We start from the raw sequence: 20250 nt of genomic DNA on the forward strand, positions 1-20250 counted from the left end.
CAGCGCGCAGCGCCCACACCGCACCAACTGAACGAGCAAGAATTGCGGCCCGGTTGGGCCGTGCAGAAATTGCAGAAGATTCCTGGGGGTCGCCCCCAGACCCCTTTGAGAAACTTCGGGCCCAACAAGGAGAGCAGGGAACCCCAGATGGCGGAGCTTACGATCCGGCCGGAGGAGATCCGGGACGCACTGGATAACTTTGTCCAGTCGTACCAGCCGGACGCGGCCTCGCGCGAGGAGGTCGGGACGGTCAGCGTTGCCGGCGACGGCATCGCGAAGGTGGAGGGCCTGCCCTCCGCCATGGCGAACGAGCTGCTGAAGTTCGAGGACGGCACCCTCGGTCTCGCCCTCAACCTCGAGGAGCGCGAGATCGGTGCGATCGTCCTCGGCGAGTTCAGCGGAATCGAGGAGGGCCAGCCGGTGCAGCGCACCGGTGAGGTGCTCTCCGTCGGCGTCGGCGAGGGCTACCTCGGCCGCGTCGTCGACCCGCTCGGCAACCCGATCGACGGTCTCGGCGAGATCGCGACCGAAGGCCGTCGCGCCCTCGAGCTGCAGGCGCCTGGCGTCATGGTCCGTAAGTCGGTGCACGAGCCGATGCAGACCGGCTACAAGGCCGTCGACGCCATGGTGCCGATCGGCCGCGGCCAGCGTCAGCTGATCATCGGCGACCGTCAGACGGGTAAGACCGCTCTGGCCGTCGACACGATCATCAACCAGCGCGACAACTGGCGCTCGGGCGACGTGAACAAGCAGGTGCGCTGCATCTACGTCGCCATCGGTCAGAAGGGCTCCACCATCGCCTCCGTGCGCGGTGCCCTCGAAGAGGCCGGCGCGCTGGAGTACACGACCATCGTCGCCGCCCCGGCGTCCGACCCGGCCGGCTTCAAGTACCTGGCGCCGTACACCGGTTCGGCCATCGGCCAGCACTGGATGTACGACGGCAAGCACGTCCTCATCATCTTCGACGACCTCTCGAAGCAGGCCGACGCCTACCGCGCCGTGTCGCTTCTGCTGCGCCGTCCGCCGGGCCGTGAGGCCTACCCGGGCGACGTCTTCTACCTGCACTCGCGTCTGCTGGAGCGCTGCGCCAAGCTCTCCGACGAGATGGGTGCCGGTTCGATGACGGGTCTCCCGATCGTCGAGACCAAGGCGAACGACGTGTCGGCGTTCATCCCGACCAACGTCATCTCCATCACCGACGGCCAGTGCTTCCTGGAGTCCGACCTGTTCAACGCGGGTCAGCGTCCGGCGCTCAACGTCGGTATCTCGGTCTCCCGAGTCGGTGGCTCCGCTCAGCACAAGGCCATGAAGCAGGTGTCCGGCCGCCTCCGCGTGGACCTCGCCCAGTACCGCGAGCTGGAGGCGTTCGCCGCCTTCGGTTCCGACCTGGACGCGGCCTCCAAGGCGTCGCTGGAGCGCGGTAAGCGCATGGTCGAGCTGCTGAAGCAGCCCCAGTACGCGCCGTTCCCGATGGAGGAGCAGGTCGTCTCCGTCTGGGCCGGTACCACGGGCAAGATGGACGACGTCCCGGTCGAGGACATCCGTCGCTTCGAGACCGAGCTGCTCGAGTTCCTGCGCCGCGAGCGCAAGGACCTGCTGACCAGCATCGCCGAGGGCGGCAAGATGTCCGACGACACGCTGCAGTCGATCGCGGACGCGATCGCCTCCTTCAAGCAGCAGTTCGAGACCTCGGACGGCAAGCTCCTGGGCGAGGGCTGATCGATGGGCGCTCAGCTTCGCGTTTACAAGCGCCGCATCCAAGCCGTCACCGCGACCAAGAAGATCACCAAGGCGATGGAGATGATCGCCGCCTCGCGCATCGTCAAGGCGCAGCGCAAGGTGGCGGCGTCGATGCCGTACGCGACCGAGCTCACCCGTGCGGTGACCGCGGTGGCGACCGGCTCGAACACCAACCATCCGCTCACCACCGAGGCCGAGGCCCCGGCCCGGGCCGCGGTCCTGCTCCTCACGAGCGACCGCGGTCTGGCCGGCGGCTACTCCTCCAACGCCATCAAGGCGGCGGAGCGGCTGCGGGAGCGGCTGGCGGCCGAGGGCAAGGAGGTCGACACGTACATCGTCGGCCGCAAGGGTGTCGCGTACTACGGCTTCCGTGAGCGCAAGGTCTCGGAGTCGTGGACCGGTTTCACCGACAGCCCCGAGTACTCGGATGCCAAGAAGATCGCCGAGCCCCTCATCGAGGCCATCCAGAAGGACACGGCCGAGGGCGGCGTCGACGAGCTGCACATCGTCTTCACGGAGTTCGTGTCGATGATGACGCAGAACGCGGTCGACGGCCGGATGCTGCCTCTGTCGCTCGACCAGGGCGAGGAGGAGAGCACCGAGAAGGGCGAGATCCTTCCGCTGTTCGACTTCGAGCCGTCGGCTGAGGACGTCCTCGACGCCCTTCTGCCGCGCTACGTCGAGAGCCGTATCTACAACGCACTGCTGCAGGCCGCCGCTTCCGAGCACGCTGCCCGCCGTCGCGCGATGAAGTCGGCGACCGACAACGCCGGGGACCTCATCAAGAGCCTCTCCCGGCTTGCCAACGCGGCCCGCCAGGCCGAAATCACCCAGGAAATCAGCGAGATCGTCGGCGGTGCAGGTGCTCTGGCCGACGCGTCCGCGGGGAGTGACAAGTAATGACGACGACAGTTGAGACGGCCGCTGCCACGGGCCGCGTCGCCCGGGTCATCGGCCCGGTCGTCGACGTGGAGTTCCCCGTCGACGCGATGCCGGAGATCTACAACGCCCTCCACGTCGAGGTCGACGACCCGGCCGAGGCCGGCGCTCGTAAGACGCTGACCCTCGAAGTCGCCCAGCACCTGGGTGACGGCCTGGTCCGCGCGATCTCGATGCAGCCCACCGACGGCCTGGTCCGCCAGGCCCCGGTGACCGACACGGGTGCGGGCATCACCGTCCCCGTCGGTGACATCACCAAGGGCAAGGTGTTCAACACCCTCGGCAAGATCCTGAACGAGCCGGAGGCCGAGGCGCAGATCACCGAGCGCTGGCCGATCCACCGCAAGGCCCCGGCCTTCGACCAGCTCGAGTCGAAGACCGAGATGTTCGAGACCGGCCTGAAGGTCGTCGACCTGCTGACCCCGTACGTCAAGGGCGGCAAGATCGGTCTGTTCGGTGGTGCGGGCGTCGGCAAGACGGTCCTCATCCAGGAAATGATCATGCGTGTGGCGAAGCTGCACGAGGGTGTGTCGGTGTTCGCCGGTGTCGGTGAGCGCACCCGTGAGGGCAACGACCTCATCGACGAGATGACCGAGTCGGGCGTCCTGGACAAGACCGCGCTGGTCTTCGGCCAGATGGACGAGCCGCCGGGCACCCGTCTGCGGGTCGCGCTGTCCGCCCTGACCATGGCGGAGTACTTCCGCGATGTGCAGAAGCAGGACGTGCTGCTCTTCATCGACAACATCTTCCGCTTCACGCAGGCCGGTTCCGAGGTCTCCACGCTGCTCGGCCGCATGCCGTCCGCGGTGGGTTACCAGCCGACCCTTGCCGACGAGATGGGTGTGCTCCAGGAGCGCATCACCTCGACGCGTGGTCACTCGATCACCTCGATGCAGGCGATCTACGTCCCCGCGGACGACCTGACCGACCCGGCCCCGGCCACCACGTTCGCCCACCTCGACGCGACGACGGTTCTCTCCCGTCCGATCTCCGAGAAGGGCATCTACCCGGCCGTGGACCCGCTGGACTCGACGTCCCGCATCCTGGACCCGCGCTACATCGCGCAGGACCACTACGACGCGGCCAGCCGCGTCAAGGGGATCCTGCAGAAGTACAAGGACCTCCAGGACATCATCGCGATCCTCGGCATCGACGAGCTGGGCGAAGAGGACAAGCTCGTCGTCCACCGTGCCCGTCGCGTCGAGCGCTTCCTGTCGCAGAACACCCACGCCGCCAAGCAGTTCACCGGCCTGGACGGTTCGGACGTTCCGCTCGACGAGTCGATCGCCGCCTTCAACGCGATCTGCGACGGGGAGTACGACCACTTCCCCGAGCAGGCGTTCTTCATGTGCGGTGGCATCGACGACCTCAAGGCGAAGGCCAAGGAGCTCGGCGTCTCCTGAGCCACCGGCTCACCGAGGGGGGTGGGTGTGTCCCGCCCCCCTCACCACGCCCCGTAGAATTGAACCGACACCCGGCACGACCGCCGGGTGGTGACCCGAGGAGCCACCCTTGGCTGCTGAGCTGCATGTCGAGCTGGTCGCCGCGGACCGCAGTGTCTGGTCCGGCGAGGCCACCCTCGTTGTCGCACGTACCACGTCCGGCGACATCGGCGTCATGCCCGGTCACCAGCCGCTTCTGGGTGTGCTGGAATCGGGCCCCGTGACGATCCGTACGAGCGACGGCGGGACTGTTGTCGCCGCTGTGCACGGCGGTTTCATCTCGTTCGCGGACAACAAGCTCTCGTTGCTGGCGGAGATCGCCGAGCTTGCCGACGAGATCGACGTCCAGCGCGCCGAGCGTGCGCTGGAGCGCGCGAAGTCGGACACGGACGCCGCCGCCGAGCGGCGCGCCGATGTGCGACTGCGTGCGGTGGCGGCGCACTGAGCGCCCTCACGAGGAGTTTTTGACTCAGCCGCGGCCCGAGCTGGAGAGATCCAGACCGTGTCGCGGCTGAGGCGATGCAGGTGCAGTGCGTTTCGGCTCGGTTCGGTATCCGTTACTCGACGATGCGAGGAGGTCGGTGGAGATGGTCCTCGCTTTGTGGGTGGGCGGCCTGGTCGTCGTACTGGTCGCGGTGGGTCTGTTCGTCTTCGGCCTCCGCAGGCGGCTGATCCAGCGTTCGGGCGGTACCTTCGACTGCAGCCTGCGCTGGGACGTGTCCGAGGAACCGGATCAGTCCGGCAAGGGCTGGGTGTACGGGGTGGCCCGCTACAGCGGTGACCGCGTCGACTGGTTCCGGGTCTTCTCCTACTCGCCCCGTCCCCGCCGTGGCCTGGAGCGCTCCGCCATCGAGGTGGTCGCGCGCCGGCTGCCCGAGGGTGAGGAGGAGCTCGCGCTCCTGTCCGACTCCGTCGTGCTCGGCTGTACCCACCGGGGGACACGCCTGGAGCTGGCGATGAGCGAGGACGCCCTGACCGGCTTTCTCGCCTGGCTGGAGGCGGCACCGCCGGGCCAGAGGGTCAACGTGGCTTAGACGAAAGGTCTCCCCCCGGACGGATTCCGTCCGGGGGGAGACCCTTTTCCGGTCGCGCGAGGTGTACGAGGACCGGGGAACGTGCGAACCCGGGGCAGAGGCAGAGCGCGCGCCAGCGGGGGGTGCGGAGTGTGCGTGGGCCGGGGTACGCAGACGCGAGGGCCGGGGGCGCGAGGCATGCGAAAACCGGGGAGACAGGGGGCGGACCTGTCTCCCCGGCGCTTTTCCGGGTGCGGCTCTCGTACGTGGGGGGTGACCCCTGTCCGGATCGTGCCTGGCTCGCGCCCGATCCGGACGGGAGCCCCTAGTTCAGACCGTTGTCCATCGCGGTCACGAGCTCACCGTTCGCGGTGTCACCGCTGAACTCCCAGAAGAACGCGCCGCCCAGACCCTGGCTGTTCGCCCAGGCCATCTTGGACGTGATCGTCGCCGGGGTGTCGTAGCTCCACCAGTTGGTGCCGCAGTGGGCGTACGCGGTGCCCGCGATGGTGCCGGTGGCGGGGCAGGTGTTCTTGAGGACCTTGTAGTCCTCGTTGCCGGCCTCGTAGGTTCCGGGAGCCGCACCGGTCGCCGTGCCGCCGGGGGCGGACTGGGTGACACCGGTCCAGCCTCGGCCGTAGAAGCCGATGCCGAGGAGCAGCTTCGAGGCGGGGACGCCCTGCGCCTTCAGCTTGGCGATGGCGGCGGCGGAGTTGAAGCCCTCCTGCGGGATGCCGGAGTACGAGGTCAGCGGCGAGTGAGGGGCCGTCGGGCCCTTCGGTGCGAAGGCGCCGAAGAAGTCGTACGTCATCACGTTGTACCAGTTCATGGACTGTGCGGCGCCGGCGTAGTCGGCCGCGTCGATCTTGCCGCCCGTCGAGCCGTCCGCGGTGATCGCCGCGGTGACCAGGTTGCCGGTGCCGAACTTGCTCCGCAGCGCGGAGGCGACGTTCTTCAGTGCCGCAGGTCCGCTGGTGTCACAGGTGAGACCGCAGGCGTTGGGGTACTCCCAGTCGATGTCGATGCCGTCGAAGACATCGGCCCAGCGGGGGTCCTCGACCAGGTCGTAGCAGGACTGCGCGAAGGCGGCCGGGTTCTGGGCGGCCTGCGGGAAGCCACCGGACCAGGTCCAGCCGCCGAAGGACCAGAGGACCTTGATGTGCGGGTACTTGGCCTTCAGCTTGCGCAGCTGGTTGAAGTTGCCGCGCAGCGGCTGGTCCCAGGTGTCCGCTACTCCGTCGACGGACTGGTCGGCCGTGTACGCCTTGTCGTAGTCGGCGTAGCTGTCGCCGATGGTGCACTTGCCGTTCTGGACGTTGCCGAACGCGTAGTTGATGTGCGTGATCTTCGACGCGGAGCCGGAGGTCACGAGGTTCTTCACGTGGTAGTTGCGCCCGTAGACGCCCCACTCGGTGAAGTAACCCAGGTTGATCTTGTCGCCGGTGCCCGGGTTGCCCGGGTCCGTGGTGCCGGTGGTGCGGACCGCGACCGAGGCGCTGACCGGACCGGTCTGGTCAGCCGTGTCACGGGCCTGCACCGTGTAGGAGTAGTCGGTGCCCTTGGTGAGGCCGGTGTCGGTGTACGTCGTCGTAGTGACGGTCGCGACCTTGGCGCCGTCACGCAGGACGTCGTAGTTCTTGATGCCCTTGTCGTCCGTGGCGGCGGCCCAGGTGAGCTTCGCCGAGGTGTCCGTCACGTTGCTCACGGTCGGGGTGCCGGGCTTGGACGGGGCGTTGTCGCCGGGCACGCTGCCACCGTCGCAGGAGGCGCCGTTCAGCTTGCAGCCGGTGGGGGAGCCGGTGCCGGTGCCGTTGAAGCCGAAGGAGACGCTGGCGCCCGGGGCGACCGTGCCGTTCCAGCTGAGGTTCTTGGCGGTCCAGTGGGTACCGGAGCTCGACACGGAGGCGTCCCAGGCGGAGCCGACCGCGGTGCCGGAGGGGAAGTCCCACTCGATCGTCCAGGAGGAGAGAGCGGTGGTGCCGGTGTTCTTGACGGTCCACTGGCCCTCGAAGCCGGTGCCCCAGTCGGACTTCTTGACGTACGTGGCGGTCGCGGAGGTGGCGGCCTCGGCGGGGGAGGCCAGGCCGACCATGGCGGCGAGCGGCAGCAGCAGCGCGGTGAGACCCGCGACGGCCTTGGACCTGGTGGCTGTGCCGGCTTCACGTCTCCATCTGAGTCGGGACCGGCGTACGGGGTTGTCAGTGCTCAACGGTGCTCCTCGGGTGAGGTCCGGCAAAGGGGGATGATCCGTAACCTGCAGACCCTGCGTCGCCCTGAGCCCGCTTTGTCATGGCGTACTCACCGCAGCGTGTTCGGTGAGATTAGGAAGGTCTGGACCAATCGTCAAGAGGTCCAGACCAAAGTTCCCTGCGGAAATCAGAGTCCCAACTCCTGTGCGAGCACCGCCGCTTGCACCCGGCTGCGCAGTTCCAGCTTCCCGAGCAGCCTGCTGACGTGCGTCTTCACCGTCGCCTCGGCCATCGAGAGCCGGTCCGCGATCTCCGCGTTGCTCAGCCCCTCGCCCAGGCAGACCAGCACCTCGCGCTCCCGGCGCGTCAGCGTGCCGAGCGCCGCGGGGGCGTGCGGCGCCGGCCTGCGCGCGGACGGGGTTCCGGCGAACTCCTCGATCAGCCGGCGCGTCACGGCCGGGGCGATCATGCCCTCGCCACGCGCCACGGTGCGGACCGCGTCGAGCAGGTCCCCGGCGTCGGTGTTCTTCAGCAGGAAGCCCGAAGCGCCCGCGCGCAACGCGCCGAAGACGTACTCGTCCAGGTCGAAGGTCGTCAGCACCAGGACGTCCGCCAGCCGCTCCGTCACCACTTGCCGCGTCGCCGACACCCCGTCGAGCCGGGGCATCTGTACGTCCATCAGCACCAGATCCGGCCGGAGTTCACGGGCCAGGCGCACGGCCGTCTCACCGTCCGCCGCCTCGCCCACCACCTCGACGTCCGGGGCACTGCCCAGGATCAGCACCAGCCCGGCGCGCACGGCCGCCTGGTCCTCCGCGACCAGAACCCGGATCGTCATGTGCACTACGTCCCTTCCTCGACGGGCAGTTCAGCCCGGACCAGCCAGATCTCCGTACCGTCGTCGCGGGGGCACGGCCCCGCCCGGAACGTCCCGCCCAGCAGGGCCACCCGTTCCCGCATCCCCACCAGGCCGGCCCCCGAACCCGGCGCTCGCGGCCCCGGCCGGTCACCGGACACGCTGCTCACCTGCACGGCCAGAAGCTCGGGCGACCGTGTGAGCCGTACGGTCACCGGACCGGGCGCCGCATGCTTCAGCGCGTTCGTCAGCGACTCCTGGACGATCCGGTACGCCGCCAGCTCCACGGGGGCGGGCAGCGGGCCGGAACCCTCGCGGGCGTCGTCCAGGGTGACGGTGAGACCACTGGAGGCGGAGTTCGCGCCGGCCTGCTCCACGAGCGCGTCCAGGGAGGCGAGGGTCGGCGCCGCGCTCGGCGGGCCGGCCGCGCCGTTCTCCCGCAGCAGCCCGATGAGCCGCCGCATCTCGGCCAGCCCGTCGACACTGTTCTGCCGGATCACCCCGAGGGCGTCACGGGAGGTCCCCGGGTCGTCGATGGAGAGCGCCGCGGTGGAGTGGATGGCGATCGCGGAGAGGTGGTTGGCGACCATGTCGTGCAGCTCGCGGGCCATGCGCGCCCGTTCGGCCGTCACCGCCTGGGCCCGGTCCATCTCGGCCAGCAGCGCGGTCTGGTCCGCCCGCAGCCGGGCGGCCTCGGCGGCGTCGCGGTGATTGCGCACGGCGGCACCGGTGAGAGCGGGGCCGAAGGAGACCATGCCGACGACGATCCCGATGAGTACGGCGTCCGCCGACGGGGCCCAGGCGATGAAGCCGACCGTCGTGGCGACGGTGACGAGCAGGGTGATCACCGGGATCCGGCGTGAGGCGGAGGGGGAGCCGTACAGCACCGCCGCGTACACGAGGTCGGTGAACAGCAGCAGGGTCGCGAGACTCCCCACCGTGAACTGGTCGGCCACCAGTGCGAGTGTGCCGACCGCCAGAGCGGTGAGCGGGGCGCTGCGCCGTAGCAGTTCGAGAGCCGACATCACCACCAGCGGCAGCAGGGACACCCAGGGCGCGTCGAAGAGGCGGCCGTTCTGGATGTGGATCCCGATCAGCCACAGGATCACACCGCCGGACAGCCCGGTGACCGCGAGCAGGACGTCGTCGCGGTGCGGGCGCGCAAGGGAGATCACGCTCTCATCCAACACGGCGCCGGGGCGCGGCACGTCCGTACGGGGAGGGAGGCGCGGCTACATCGAAGGATGCAGTCACGTTTCGTCACTGCTGACGACGATCCGGCGCCGCATGACAGGGAGTCTGGAGGGGACCGGAAGGAGAAGTGCCGTGATCGTCACACTGATCGTGCTCTGCGAGGTCGGCTTCTGGGTCCTGCTGGCAGCCGGACTCGCGCTGCGGTACGTCGCGAGGAAGCCCCGGCTGGGCGCGGCGGTGCTGCTGTGCGAGCCGCTGCTGGAGGTCGTCCTGCTGGTGGTGACGGCCGTCGACCTGAAGAACGGCGCCGAGCCCGACTGGAAGCACGGCCTGGCCGCCGTCTACATCGGCTTCACGGTGGGACTCGGCCACTCCACCGTCAAGTGGGCCGACGCCAGGATCGCCCACCGCTTCGCGGGCGGCCCGCCTCCGGTGAAGCCACCGAAGTACGGGATGGCGCGGGCCGCCCACGAGTGGCGCACCGCCGCCCGCTGGATCGTGGCGGCGGGGACGGCCACGGCCCTGCTCCAGGCGGCGATCTGGTACGTCGGCGCGGACGGGGACACCGGATCGCTGCGGATGTGGCAGCAGAAGATGCTCTGGGTGATCGGGATCAACCTGCTCATCGCCGGCGGCTACACGGTGTTCCCCAAGCAGGAGCCCAAGGACCCGGTGGGGGCGGAGCGCTGATCAGCGCTCGCCGCCCGGCACCCACAGCACGTCGCCGACCTCCTTGTTCGCCGTCCTCGCGAGGATGAACAGGAGGTCGGAGAGGCGGTTGAGGTACGTCGCCGTCAGAGCGTTCATCTCGTCCCCGTGCACCTCGAGCGCCGCCCACGTGGAGCGCTCCGCACGGCGGACGACGGTGCAGGCCTGATGCAGCAGCGCCGCCCCGGGCGTGCCACCCGGAAGGATGAAGCTGCGGAGCTTCTCCAGCTCCTCCAGGAAGGTGTCGCAGTCCGCCTCCAGCTTGTCGACGTAGGACTGCTCCACGCGCAGCGGCGGGTACTTCGGGTCCTCCACCACCGGTGTGGACAGGTCCGCGCCCACGTCGAACAGGTCGTTCTGCACACGGACGAGGACCTTCACGACGGCCTCGGGGAGGTTCCCGAGCGCGATGGCCGTACCGATGACGGCGTTGGCCTCGTTGGCGTCGGCGTAGGCCGAGATCCGCAGATCGGTCTTGGCGGTCCGGCTCATGTCACCGAGGGCTGTGGTGCCCTTGTCGCCTGTACGGGTGTAGATGCGCGTCAGATTGACCATGGAGCCAGCCTAAGGGCCTCCGGTCATGCCCCGGCCCTGTGGAAGACACGCGTGCCGACCGTCACAGCCAGGAGGGCGAAACCGAGCGCGACGAGCACTCCGTACAGCATGTGCGCCGTCGCGTACTCCCCGATGTACGCGTCCCGTACCGCGTCCACGAGGTAGCGGAACGGCGTGAAGTGCGACAGGACGTCGAGCCACGTGGGACCGAGCGTCATCGGGAGCATCAGGCCGGAGAGCAGCATGGCCGGCATGGTGAGCGCGTTGATCACCGGCCCGAACTCCTGGGGCGTACGCACCTTCATGGCGAGGGCGTAGGAGAGCGAAGCCAGCGAGACCGTGAGCAGCCCGACGAACACGAAGCCGATGAGCACCCCGGGCAGCGGTGCTCGCAACCCCATGACCAGGGCCGCGAGCACCAGCAGCACCGCCTGGAACATGAACAGCAGGGCATCTCGCAGCACCCGCCCCAGCAGGAGGGCGAAGCGGCTGACGGGGGTGACGCGCATGCGCTCGACCACGCCCGCCGACTTCTCGATGATGACCGAGAAACCCGCGAACGAGGCACCGAAGAGGCCCAGTTGCAGCAGCAGCCCGGGGACCAGGACCTGCCAGGAGTCACCCGGGGAGCCGAGGGGGAGACCGGTCAGCAGCGGGCCGAACAGGAGCAGGTGGAGCAGCGGCATCAGGATCCCGAAGAAGATCTGGAACCGGGAGCGCAGGGTCTGGCGGACGTACCGGCCGAAGACCAGTGAGGTGTCGTGGAGAAGCATCGAGGGGTTCCTATACGGCGACGGGGGCGGCCTCGGCGGTGACCGGTGACCGCCCGGTGATCGCGAGGAAGGTGTCGTGGAGCGAGGCGCCCGGTGAGCCGGCGTGCTCGGCCTTGAGCGCGGCCGGCGCGCCCTCGGCGACGACCAGGCCTCCGTCGATGACCACGAGCCGGTCCGCGAGCGCGTCCGCCTCGTCGAGGTAATGGGTGGTGAGCACGACGGTCGTGCCGAAGTCGTCGCGCAGCCCCCGGACGAGGTCCCACAGGTCCTGGCGGCTCTGCGGATCGAGCCCTGTGGTCGGCTCGTCGAGGAAGAGCACGGCCGGGCGGTGGGTGAGGCCCATCGCGATGTCGAGACGGCGGCGCTGCCCGCCGGAGAGCGCGGCGGTCCTGCGGTCGAGCAGGCCGGAGAGACCGAGTGCCGAGGCGAGTTCGGCCGCGCGCCCGATCGCCTCTGCCTTGCTCAGCCGGTACAGGCGCCCCTGGGTCACCAGTTCCTCGCGCACGCTGACGTGCGGATCGACCCCGCCGGACTGGGCGACGTACCCGCACGCCCCGCGGACGCCGGACGGATCGCCGGCCAGGTCGAAGCCTGCGACGGTGGCCGCCCCACCGGTGGGGGCGAGCAACGTGGTGAGCATCCGCAGCGTGGTGGTCTTGCCCGCGCCGTTGGGCCCCAGAAGACCGACGATCTCCCCGGGCATGACGGCCATGTCGACCGACCTCACGGCGTGGACCGGTCCCGCCTTGGTCCTGAAGGTCCGGGCGAGCCCGGACGTGCTGATGATTGGCATAGCGACCACAAAAACAGAGAGACTCGAAAATTGCAATGCCCCCAAATTTTCAGGAGCCCCAGGGACGCCTTAGGATGGGTCCATGGCTGAGGGACTCAGGGAGCGGAAGAAGCGTCAGACGCGGCAGCAGCTCTCGGATGTCGCCACCGGGCTCTTCCTGGAGCGCGGCTTCGACGCGGTCACCATCGCCGAGATCGCCCTGGCCGCCGACGTATCGGTGAACACGGTGTACAACTACTTCCCGGCCAAGGAAGACCTCTTCCTCGACCGGAGCAGCGGCATCGTCGACCGGCTCGCGCGCTACGTCCGGGGCCGCGGCGAGGGCGAGTCCGCGGCCGACGCCGTCCTGCGTGAACTGCGCATCCAGGTGGAGGGCGTCTCGCCGGCGGTCGGCCTCATGCGCGGGTACGAGCGCTTCATGCAGGTCATCGAAGGTGCCGACGGCCTCAAGGCCCGCCTGTGGCACATCCAGCAGGAGGTCCAGCTCCGCCTGGAGGAGACGCTGCGCGAGGAGGCCGGCGCGGATCAGGGGGACCTCACCCCCGTCCTGGTGGCCGGTCAGCTCTCCTGGGTGCACAGCACACTCATGGCGTACATCGGGCACGAGATGGTCGCCGGGCGTGCACCCGAGGAGGTCTCGCGCGACGCGCTCGTCCTGCTCGACGACATGGAGGACCTGCTCGGCGCGAAGGTGATCGACTACGCGCGGCGCGCCGCCGTGTGACGGGGGCCGGTGTGATGTCCGTCATGTGAGACGTGACGCGCATCTCTTCGCGGCCTCAAGGCCCCTCACGGGTACTAATCTCCGCCGGAGAGCATGCGAACGACCGAGAATGCATAGGGGTGCGAAACGTGGCCAGGAAGCTCGCCGTCATCGGCGCCGGACTCATGGGGTCCGGTATCGCGCAGGTCTCCGCGCAGGCGGGCTGGGACGTGGTGCTGCGTGATGTCACCGACGAGGCGCTGGCCCGCGGGCGTGGCGGTATCGAGGCCAGCTACGGCAAGTTCGTCGCCAAGGGCAAGCTGGAGGCCGCCGACGCCGAGGCGGCGCTCGGCAGGATCGCCACGACCACCGACCTGGACGCGGTGGCGGACGCCGACATCGTCGTCGAGGCCGTCTTCGAGAAGCTGGAGATCAAGCACGAGATCTTCCGTACGCTCGACGGGATCGTGCGGGAGGACGCCGTCCTCGCCTCCAACACCTCCGCCATCCCGATCACCAAGATCGCGGCCGTGACGGAGCGCCCGGAGCGGGTCGTCGGCGTGCACTTCTTCTCGCCCGTCCCGATGATGCAGCTGTGCGAGCTGGTGCGCGGCTACAAGACCAGCGACGAAACCCTCGCCACCGCGAGGGAGTTCGCCGAGTCCGTCGGCAAGACGTGCATCGTCGTCAACCGCGACGTCGCCGGCTTCGTGACCACCCGGCTGATCTCGGCGCTGGTCGTCGAGGCCGCCAAGCTGTACGAGTCGGGCGTCGCCTCCGCCGAGGACATCGACACCGCGTGCAAGCTGGGCTTCGGCCACGCCATGGGGCCCCTCGCCACGGCCGACATGACCGGCGTCGACATCCTCCTGCACGCCACGGGCAACATCTACACCGAGTCCCAGGACGAGAAGTTCGCCGCTCCCGAGCTGATGCGCCGGATGGTCGACGCAGGTGACATCGGGCGCAAGAGCGGGCAGGGCTTCTACACCTACTGATCGCGACCGGCCCCCCGGGCTGTCTGATGTGCCGTCAATCAGACCCGGGGGACCGGGATCCGTACGCCGCGCCGGGCACGGATCCACACGTACCGCCGGACCTGCTTCACCCCTCGGGGTGAATTCGGTATCGGTTCGCTTACAGACGGCAACTTCCCTGTCGCTGCGGCAGTCAGTTGTGGCAGAGACAGAAAGCGAAACCAGACAGACCGACCTTGCTACGGAGTACTTCCGGGGAGCGCATATGCACATCAGGGGCGACCACGCCGAGCTGGTCGTCGGGGGCCGCCTCGATGTCCGAAGCGCGGCGGACGCCCGTACGGTTCTGCATTCCGCGGTCGACGACGGGTCAGGCGACCTCGTGCTGAACCTGACCGAGCTGGACTCCTGGGACGCCACCGGACTCGGCGTCATCATGGGGGCGCACCGCAGAGCCGGCCGGGCCGGCCGGAGGCTGGTGCTGCGCGGAGTGCCTCCGCAGATGCAGCGCCTGCTCGTGGCGACGAGACTCCACAGGATCCTGGCCATCGAGGGGGGCATCGCCGCGGACTCCCTGCCCCGCGTCTGACGGCCTCCGAAAAGGGCCGTGGCCGTGCGTCCGAGGGCGATACACGCACAATCCTCACGAGAATGTGACGTCGTGGGCGGCGCGGCCCCCCACTGGTTCGTAGATACTGTGCGAAGGTTTAGGGTTCGGCCGTCTGCCGATAGACAAGGACCCGCTGGCGGACACCGGACCGTGAACGACGACGGGCGTGCGAGGCCGGAGGGGGCAACCGCGCGCTGCGCGTCTGGGGGGCTTTGACGATGGACCCGATCAGCCGGGGACCGGAAGAGTACGGCCAGGGCAACGACCGGTCCGGTGACGACGCCGGCCGCCGACGGCAGTCCCGTGACCCTCTGACGCCCGACTTCGGGCACCAGACACCGCAGCAGTCCCGCACGGTGCAGCTGATATCGGGTGACTTCCTGCTCACCGTCAATCCGGTCGACGGCAGCGAGATCGAGCCCTGCCGGCCGGGGGAGCGGCCGGAGCCGCCCGTGCGGCACACCCCCGCCCAGCGCGTCGACCGCGAGCGTGCCGCCGCACCGCCGGTGCCCCCGGGACCGCCGCCGGCCCAGCTGCCCCTCCTGGAGCGCCAGGAGGAGCGCGAGCGCCTCGTGCGGCTGCTCGCCCGCGGGCGCTCGGTGTGCCTTACGGGCCCGGCCGGCTCCGGCCGCACAGCACTGCTCGACGCCGTCGCCGGTGACTGCGCGGACCTCGCGCCCGACGGGGTCGTCCGCCTGTCCGGCTACAAGCGGACCGCCACGGACCTGCTGTACGGCCTCTTCGAGGCCGTCCACCGCTCCCCGTCGCACCGCCCCGACCGTGAAGGGCTCCTCGCCCTGGTCCACGGCATCGGCGCCGTCGTCGTCGTCGACGACCTGGAGCTCGGCGGCGCCGCGCTCCAGGAGCTGCTCGACGCGACCCCGGAGTGCGCGTTCCTCTTCGGGGCGACCGCCGACGTGCCCGCGCCCCCCGCCGACTCGGCCCTGGAAGAGGTCTTCCTCACCGGGCTCGGGCGCAGCGCCTCGATCGAGCTCCTGGAACACGTCGTGGAACGCCCGCTCACGGACGAGGAGGCGAACTGGGCGGGAGACCTCTGGTTCGAGTCTCAAGGGCTGCCCCTGCGCTTCGTCCAGGCCGGCGCCCTGCTGCGCCAGCGGGACGAACTGCACACCGTCCAGGACGGCTCCGACGGCTACGACGACGATCCGGACGACGCGCCCTTCGGCACCGCCCGGCCGGCGGAGCTGCCCCTGCCCAGCCTCGGTGACGGCGCGGCGCCCGCCCCGCTGCTCGCCTCCCGGCTGAGCGAGGCCGCCCGCGAGACCCTGCGCTTCGCCGTGGCCCTGGGCGGCGAGGTGCCGCACCAGGCGCATCTGCCGGCCCTCGTGGGCGACACCCACGCCGACGCCGCGCTGGGCGAGCTGTCCCGCAGCGGCCTGCTCTCGCCCGCGGGCCCCCGTTACCGGCTGGCCGCGGGCGCCCTGGCCCAGCTGGAGGCGAGCGGATACGGCGAGGACGCGGACGCGCACGCGCGCAGCGCCGCACAGCACTACGCCTGGTGGGCCGGGCATCCCTCCGTCACCCCCGAGCGGGCGGTCGCCGAGGCGGACGCCCTTCTCGCGGCGATGACCCGCCTCGTCCCCGGTGACCAGGCGGGCCAGGCCAGCGCGGCCGTGCTGCTGGCCCGTAGCGCCGCTCCCGCCTTCGCGGCCGGCCTGCAGTGGGGCGCATGGGAAAAGGCGCTCAGGGCGGGCCAGGAGGCTGCCCGGATCGCCGGTGAGGTGGCGGAGGAGGCCTACTTCCACCACGAGCTGGGCGTCCTGGCGCTCTGCACCGGTCATCTGGACCGGGCCAGGGCCGAACTGGAGACGTCCATCAGCATGCGCGGCGCGCTCGCCGACAAGCCCGGCGCGGTGGCGGGCCGCAGGGCCCTCGCGCTCGTCGCCGACCGATCCGGCGAGCCGGTCCTGAGCACCCCCGCGGGCGAGGAGGTGCCCGCGCCGCGGCACGACGAGTCGGCGTCACCGCCCGGCGGCGTACCGGCGGCCAAGCCCCTCTTCCCCCGGGCGATCGAGACGTCCGCCACCCTGATCACCCGTCAGGAGCCGGACCGGGCGAGCAAGGCCGGCGGGCCCATGGGCATCCTCCGGGGCGCGCGGCGCAACGTGGTCGCGGTCGGCGCGGGTGCCCTGCTGGCGGCCGTCCTCGGCACGGTGGTCACCCTGGGCGCCACGTCCGGGAGCGAGGAGCCTGAAGGGCAGAACGTCACCACCGAACAGTCGGCGAGCGAGGACGACGGCGAGAGTGGTCTCTCCGCGGACGAGCCGGCCGACGACACGGCGTCCGACGACGGCCCGGCACCCGGCACCTCCGAGTCCCCGGGCCCTTCGGGGTCCGCCACGCCGTCCGCGAGCGGCTCCCCATCGCCCGGCGCCTCGGAGTCCTCGGCCGGCCCGGGCACGGGCACCCCGTCGAGCGGCAGTCCCAGCGGGCGCCCGACGTCCGGCGACCCTTCACCGACGAAGAAGCCGACGAAGACGCCGAGTCCCAGCGCCAGCGACACCGAGACCCCGACCGAGACGCCGACCGAGACGCCGACCACGGCCCCGACCCCGACGGAGACCGTGACGACGGAACCGGACTCCTCCAACTCGGCGAGCGGACCGGCGGAGACCGTCACCGCGTCGGCGACGGAGAGCGGCGCCGCGTCACCGACCGTCGCCTGAACGCGAGATCGCCGTACGGGCCCCGTCTCCGGGCCGCCCGTACGGCGATGAGGGGCACTGGCCCCGGGTTCAGAAGAGCCGCAGCTTGTCGTCCTCGATGCCGCGCATCGCGTCGTAGTCCAGCACCAGGCAGCCGATCCCGCGGTCGGTCGCCAGCACCCGGGCCTGCGGCTTGATCTCCTGCGCGGCGAACACGCCCCGCACCGGCGCCAGATGCGGATCGCGGTTGAGCAGCTCCAGATAGCGGGTCAGCTGCTCCACGCCGTCGATGTCACCCCGCCGCTTCAGCTCCACGGCCACCGTCGCGCCGTCCGCGTCCCGGCACAGGATGTCGACCGGACCGATCGCGGTCGGGTACTCGCGGCGGATCAGGGTGTAGCCCTCGCCCATCGTCTCGATGCGGTCGGCCAGCAGCTCCTGGAGATGCGCCTCGACGCCGTCCTTGATCAGCCCCGGGTCCACACCCAGTTCGTGGGACGAGTCGTGGAGGATCTCCTCCATCGTGATGATCAGTTTCTCGCCCGCTTTGTTGACCACGGTCCAGATGCCCTCGCTGTCGTCGGCACCCTCCTTCAGGGTGCACGGCGGGGACATCCAGTTGAGCGGTTTGTACGCCCGGTCGTCGGCGTGGATCGAGACGCTGCCGTCCGCCTTCACCAGGATCAGACGGGGGGCGGAGGGCAGGTGGGCAGTGAGCCGGCCCGCGTAGTCGACGGAGCAACGGGCGATGACGAGACGCATGGTCCGCAACGCTACTCGACGACGACGGGTCCACGCGATTCCCGCCCCACGCACCCCGTACACCTCTTGACGTATGCCACACGGGCTTGCCCCTCTTTGCGACCGTTCGTCGTTGGCCGGTTGTGTTCCCAATCTCCTGGTGCGGCCCGGACTGCGCCCTTACGGTGGAAGCAGGAGGTCGCCGCCTGTGTACGCAGCGTCGCCGTCCTGCCCTGCCCGTAAGGCCCCGGCCACCCGTCGGGGTCGCGAGAGGAGAACCCATGTCGCTCGACGTCTCACCGGCGCTGTTGGAACAGGCCGAGCGAGGCGAGGTCGACGAAGCCGACTTCGTCGACTGCGTCCGGACCTCCCTGCCCTACGCATGGGAGATGATCAGCTCCCTGGTGGCCCAGCTGAAGGTCGACGGCGGACAGTTCGCCGACAACCAGACGCCTCCGCCGGACGAGCAGGCACGTGGTCAGCTGCTGCGCGCGCTCGCGAGTGATGCGATACGCGGCGCGCTCCAGCGGCACTTCGGGGTGCGCCTCGCATTCCAGAACTGCCACCGCGTCGCGGTGTTCCCGCTGGACGCGTCGGTCGACGAGCGACTGGCCCGATTCACCTCGGTGAGGGGTCAGTTGCTCAACCAATCGCCCGAACTCCGGGACTGCTGAACGCTTCTGCTGCCGCTCCGGGCCGCGGGAGGTGCAACTGGCTCCGGGGCGGCAGCTCCCGCACCACCGTTCGCACCACCAGGACGACCAGCGTGAACGCCTCACTCCAGCATGGGCAGCACTTCCGTGCCCAGGCGCTGCACATTCGTCTCCGTCGCCGCGAGATCGCCCGAGCCCTCCACCATCAGGGCGAAGCGGGTGATGCCCGTGCGCTCCGCCGTGGCCGCGAGCCGGTCGGCGGCGAGACGCGGCGGACCCACCGGATGCAGATCGCAGAGGAACTCCGTGTACGCGACGGGATCGCGCATCACGCGGTGCCTGCCGTCGACCGTCACATGGGCATCGAGCCCTTGGCGCAGCCAGCCCGGCATGGCCTTCACGAGCGTCTCCACGGCGTCCGCGGACCGGTCCGCGATCTGGGCCACCCCTGCGGACACATGTGCTACCCGCTCCACGACCTCCGCGGGCTGTCCGGCCTCCCGGGCCGCGGAACGCCACAGCGCGACCATGTCGGCCTTCTCCTCGTCACCACAATGCATCCCGAGGAGCATCGGCAAACCCTTTTCAGCGGCGAGTTCCACGCTTTTCGGGGACGTGCACGCGACGATCACCTCGGGCCCCGGCGGGCCGTCCCCGAGGAGTTCGTCCGCCCGGGGCACCACGGCCACCTCGCGGAAGCGGTACCGCTCCCCGCGGCCCGCCACCCGGGGCTCGCCGAGCCAGTCGAGCAGCAGCTCCAGGGACTCGGGGAAGCCGTGCTCGTAGGCCTCGAGCCCGCCTCCGAACACCTCCAGGTCGACCCACGGGCCGCCACGCCCCACCCCGAGCGTGAAGCGCCCGCCGCTGGTCAGATGCAGGAGCGCGGCCTGCTCGCCGAGCGTGACGGGGTGCTGGGTCGGCAGGACGCTCACCGCCGTGCCCACGCGGATTCTGCGGGTGCGGCCGAGCAGCAGCCCCGCCAGGGTCACCGCGGACGGGCACACCCCGTACGGCACGAAATGATGTTCGGCCAGCCAGACGGAATCGAGCCCGGACTCCTCCGCGACCTCCGCGGAGCGGACGGCCCGGTGCAGGGCCTCACCCTGCCCCTGACCCGGGAACTGGGCTGCCAGTACGAACGTTCCTACGCGCATCGCCAATTGCCTCCTTGCGGCCGACGCGGCCATCCCCCACTGGCAACAACGCCTGACACGTGCCAAAGGCACGGTCCATGAAGAAGTTGTTGCGATTTTCCGCTAACCCACCCGCCTCATCAGCCCTCTAGTGCCCCACACGACACGGGTCAACAGCCGATGCCTCTACGCTTGACGGGACGAACTGCCCGTACACACCCCGTGAGGTGTTCCGTGTCCCCGCGCCGCAACCGCCCCCGAGGCGGCGAGAGTCCTGCCGGCAAAGCCCCCGACGCGGCGGGCCGGTACGGCGGGGGAGGGGCCACGGAGAGCTGGCAGGGCGAGGAGTGGTCGGTGCGCCCGGTGAGCGGCGCGAGCGCCGCGGGCAAGCGCTACCGCTGCCCCGGCTGCGACCAGGAGATCCCGGCCGGGGTCCCGCATCTGGTCGCCTGGCCCGAGTTCGGCGGGGTCGACGACCGCAGGCACTGGCACAAAGCCTGCTGGAACGCGAAGGACCGCCGCACCACACGGGTGCAGCGGTCCAGGAACGCTCCGCGCTACTGAG

20 protein-coding genes are annotated in these 20250 nt (G+C 70.1%); 12 read left to right on the forward strand and 8 right to left on the reverse strand.

The annotated features are described in order from the left end of the window. Positions 1 to 147 precede the first annotated feature (147 nt). The 5 genes from atpA to ABZY45_RS10995 all read left to right on the forward strand — a co-directional run bounded on the left by atpA (position 148) and on the right by ABZY45_RS10995 (position 5155). Positions 148 to 1719, forward strand: a complete 1572-nt coding sequence (gene atpA / locus ABZY45_RS10975) for a F0F1 ATP synthase subunit alpha (protein WP_145803146.1) — start codon at positions 148 to 150, stop codon at positions 1717 to 1719. A 3-nt stretch (positions 1720 to 1722) separates the two neighbouring features. Next, on the forward strand, positions 1723 to 2640 hold the full coding sequence (locus tag ABZY45_RS10980) for a F0F1 ATP synthase subunit gamma (RefSeq protein ID WP_356738319.1): 918 nt from the start codon (positions 1723 to 1725) through the stop codon (positions 2638 to 2640). Then, the gene (gene atpD, locus ABZY45_RS10985) at positions 2640 to 4082 is read left to right on the forward strand and encodes a F0F1 ATP synthase subunit beta (RefSeq protein ID WP_356738321.1); all 1443 of its coding nucleotides are present in this window, start codon (positions 2640 to 2642) and stop codon (positions 4080 to 4082) included. The genes ABZY45_RS10980 and atpD overlap by 1 nt, the downstream gene beginning before the upstream one ends. Before the next feature lie 109 nt (positions 4083 to 4191). Then, positions 4192 to 4566, forward strand: a complete 375-nt coding sequence (locus ABZY45_RS10990) for a F0F1 ATP synthase subunit epsilon (RefSeq protein ID WP_069170672.1) — start codon at positions 4192 to 4194, stop codon at positions 4564 to 4566. A gap of 142 nt (positions 4567 to 4708) precedes the next feature. Further along, on the forward strand, positions 4709 to 5155 hold the full coding sequence (locus ABZY45_RS10995) for a DUF2550 domain-containing protein (protein WP_356738323.1): 447 nt from the start codon (positions 4709 to 4711) through the stop codon (positions 5153 to 5155). A 304-nt stretch (positions 5156 to 5459) separates the two neighbouring features. On the opposite strand, the gene ABZY45_RS11000 is transcribed toward ABZY45_RS10995, so the two are convergent. The 3 genes from ABZY45_RS11000 to ABZY45_RS11010 all read right to left on the reverse strand — a co-directional run bounded on the left by ABZY45_RS11000 (position 5460) and on the right by ABZY45_RS11010 (position 9354). Beyond that, positions 5460 to 7343, reverse strand: coding sequence for a glycoside hydrolase family 18 chitinase (locus ABZY45_RS11000; RefSeq protein WP_356738325.1), 1884 nt, complete (start codon positions 7341 to 7343; stop codon positions 5460 to 5462). A 167-nt stretch (positions 7344 to 7510) separates the two neighbouring features. After that, entirely contained in the window at positions 7511 to 8161 is a 651-nt protein-coding gene (locus ABZY45_RS11005; RefSeq protein ID WP_356738327.1) for a response regulator transcription factor, read from the reverse strand. Between the two features lie 5 nt (positions 8162 to 8166). Next, positions 8167 to 9354, reverse strand: a complete 1188-nt coding sequence (locus ABZY45_RS11010) for a histidine kinase (protein WP_356738329.1) — start codon at positions 9352 to 9354, stop codon at positions 8167 to 8169. Between the two features lie 151 nt (positions 9355 to 9505). Between ABZY45_RS11010 and ABZY45_RS11015 the strand changes: the two genes are divergently transcribed. Then, complete coding sequence (locus ABZY45_RS11015) at positions 9506 to 10063, forward strand: hypothetical protein (protein ID WP_356738331.1); 558 nt, start codon at positions 9506 to 9508, stop codon at positions 10061 to 10063. Here the strand turns inward: ABZY45_RS11015 and ABZY45_RS11020 are convergent, their stop codons facing one another. The 3 genes from ABZY45_RS11020 to ABZY45_RS11030 are packed head-to-tail and all read right to left on the reverse strand — an operon-like array spanning position 10064 to position 12202. Continuing rightward, positions 10064 to 10636 carry a cob(I)yrinic acid a,c-diamide adenosyltransferase gene (locus ABZY45_RS11020; RefSeq protein ID WP_356738333.1) on the reverse strand — a complete coding sequence of 191 codons (573 nt, stop codon included), beginning with the start codon at positions 10634 to 10636 and terminating at the stop codon, positions 10064 to 10066. It abuts the gene before it with no gap. A gap of 23 nt (positions 10637 to 10659) precedes the next feature. Beyond that, positions 10660 to 11409 carry an ABC transporter permease gene (locus tag ABZY45_RS11025; RefSeq protein ID WP_356738335.1) on the reverse strand — a complete coding sequence of 250 codons (750 nt, stop codon included), beginning with the start codon at positions 11407 to 11409 and terminating at the stop codon, positions 10660 to 10662. Positions 11410 to 11419: 10 nt separating this feature from the next. Beyond that, complete coding sequence (locus ABZY45_RS11030; protein WP_356738337.1) at positions 11420 to 12202, reverse strand: ATP-binding cassette domain-containing protein; 783 nt, start codon at positions 12200 to 12202, stop codon at positions 11420 to 11422. A gap of 82 nt (positions 12203 to 12284) precedes the next feature. Between ABZY45_RS11030 and ABZY45_RS11035 the strand changes: the two genes are divergently transcribed. The 4 genes from ABZY45_RS11035 (at position 12285) to ABZY45_RS11050 (ending at position 17179) form a co-directional block, all read left to right on the forward strand. Then, positions 12285 to 12926 (forward strand): TetR/AcrR family transcriptional regulator, encoded by a 642-nt coding sequence (locus tag ABZY45_RS11035; RefSeq protein WP_356738339.1) that lies wholly within the window; start codon positions 12285 to 12287, stop codon positions 12924 to 12926. 128 nt (positions 12927 to 13054) lie between these two features. After that, positions 13055 to 13903 carry a 3-hydroxyacyl-CoA dehydrogenase family protein gene (locus ABZY45_RS11040; RefSeq protein ID WP_356738341.1) on the forward strand — a complete coding sequence of 283 codons (849 nt, stop codon included), beginning with the start codon at positions 13055 to 13057 and terminating at the stop codon, positions 13901 to 13903. Positions 13904 to 14147: 244 nt separating this feature from the next. Then, positions 14148 to 14471, forward strand: a complete 324-nt coding sequence (locus ABZY45_RS11045) for an STAS domain-containing protein (RefSeq protein ID WP_145803121.1) — start codon at positions 14148 to 14150, stop codon at positions 14469 to 14471. A gap of 239 nt (positions 14472 to 14710) precedes the next feature. Then, positions 14711 to 17179: an ATP-binding protein gene (locus ABZY45_RS11050; RefSeq protein ID WP_356738344.1), complete on the forward strand. Its 2469-nt coding sequence runs from the start codon at positions 14711 to 14713 to the stop codon at positions 17177 to 17179. Positions 17180 to 17248: 69 nt separating this feature from the next. On the opposite strand, the gene nucS is transcribed toward ABZY45_RS11050, so the two are convergent. After that, a complete protein-coding gene (gene nucS, locus ABZY45_RS11055) occupies positions 17249 to 17920 on the reverse strand; it encodes an endonuclease NucS (protein WP_356738346.1) in 672 nt (223 codons plus the stop codon). Positions 17921 to 18180: 260 nt separating this feature from the next. Here nucS and ABZY45_RS11060 point away from each other — a divergent pair, with 260 nt between their 5' ends. Further along, positions 18181 to 18573: an SCO5389 family protein gene (locus ABZY45_RS11060; protein WP_014154035.1), complete on the forward strand. Its 393-nt coding sequence runs from the start codon at positions 18181 to 18183 to the stop codon at positions 18571 to 18573. Between the two features lie 101 nt (positions 18574 to 18674). Here ABZY45_RS11060 and ABZY45_RS11065 read toward each other — a convergent pair whose 3' ends face one another. After that, the gene (locus tag ABZY45_RS11065) at positions 18675 to 19706 is read right to left on the reverse strand and encodes an LLM class flavin-dependent oxidoreductase (RefSeq protein WP_356738348.1); all 1032 of its coding nucleotides are present in this window, start codon (positions 19704 to 19706) and stop codon (positions 18675 to 18677) included. A gap of 213 nt (positions 19707 to 19919) precedes the next feature. On the opposite strand from ABZY45_RS11065, the gene ABZY45_RS11070 reads away from it, so the two are divergent. Further along, positions 19920 to 20249 carry an ATP/GTP-binding protein gene (locus tag ABZY45_RS11070; RefSeq protein ID WP_356738350.1) on the forward strand — a complete coding sequence of 110 codons (330 nt, stop codon included), beginning with the start codon at positions 19920 to 19922 and terminating at the stop codon, positions 20247 to 20249. The last annotated feature ends 1 nt before the right edge of the window (position 20250 follow it).

The organism is Streptomyces sp. NPDC006516, assembly GCF_040611875.1.
Classification (GTDB): domain Bacteria; phylum Actinomycetota; class Actinomycetes; order Streptomycetales; family Streptomycetaceae; genus Streptomyces.

Excerpts from the sequence above, each read along its gene's own strand:
- atpA (WP_145803146.1), top strand. The coding sequence starts at position 148 with ATGGCGGAGCTTACGATCCGGCCGGAGGAGATCCGGGACGCACTGGAT.
- ABZY45_RS10980 (WP_356738319.1), top strand. The coding sequence starts at position 1,723 with ATGGGCGCTCAGCTTCGCGTTTACAAGCGCCGCATCCAAGCCGTCACC.
- atpD (WP_356738321.1), top strand. The coding sequence starts at position 2,640 with ATGACGACGACAGTTGAGACGGCCGCTGCCACGGGCCGCGTCGCCCGG.
- ABZY45_RS10995 (WP_356738323.1), top strand. The coding sequence starts at position 4,709 with ATGGTCCTCGCTTTGTGGGTGGGCGGCCTGGTCGTCGTACTGGTCGCG.
- ABZY45_RS11005 (WP_356738327.1), bottom strand. The coding sequence starts at position 8,161 with ATGACGATCCGGGTTCTGGTCGCGGAGGACCAGGCGGCCGTGCGCGCC.
- ABZY45_RS11020 (WP_356738333.1), bottom strand. The coding sequence starts at position 10,636 with ATGGTCAATCTGACGCGCATCTACACCCGTACAGGCGACAAGGGCACC.
- ABZY45_RS11025 (WP_356738335.1), bottom strand. The coding sequence starts at position 11,409 with ATGCTTCTCCACGACACCTCACTGGTCTTCGGCCGGTACGTCCGCCAG.
- ABZY45_RS11030 (WP_356738337.1), bottom strand. The coding sequence starts at position 12,202 with ATGCCAATCATCAGCACGTCCGGGCTCGCCCGGACCTTCAGGACCAAG.
- ABZY45_RS11035 (WP_356738339.1), top strand. The coding sequence starts at position 12,285 with ATGGCTGAGGGACTCAGGGAGCGGAAGAAGCGTCAGACGCGGCAGCAG.
- ABZY45_RS11045 (WP_145803121.1), top strand. The coding sequence starts at position 14,148 with ATGCACATCAGGGGCGACCACGCCGAGCTGGTCGTCGGGGGCCGCCTC.
- ABZY45_RS11050 (WP_356738344.1), top strand. The coding sequence starts at position 14,711 with ATGGACCCGATCAGCCGGGGACCGGAAGAGTACGGCCAGGGCAACGAC.
- nucS (WP_356738346.1), bottom strand. The coding sequence starts at position 17,920 with ATGCGTCTCGTCATCGCCCGTTGCTCCGTCGACTACGCGGGCCGGCTC.
- ABZY45_RS11060 (WP_014154035.1), top strand. The coding sequence starts at position 18,181 with ATGTCGCTCGACGTCTCACCGGCGCTGTTGGAACAGGCCGAGCGAGGC.
- ABZY45_RS11065 (WP_356738348.1), bottom strand. The coding sequence starts at position 19,706 with ATGCGCGTAGGAACGTTCGTACTGGCAGCCCAGTTCCCGGGTCAGGGG.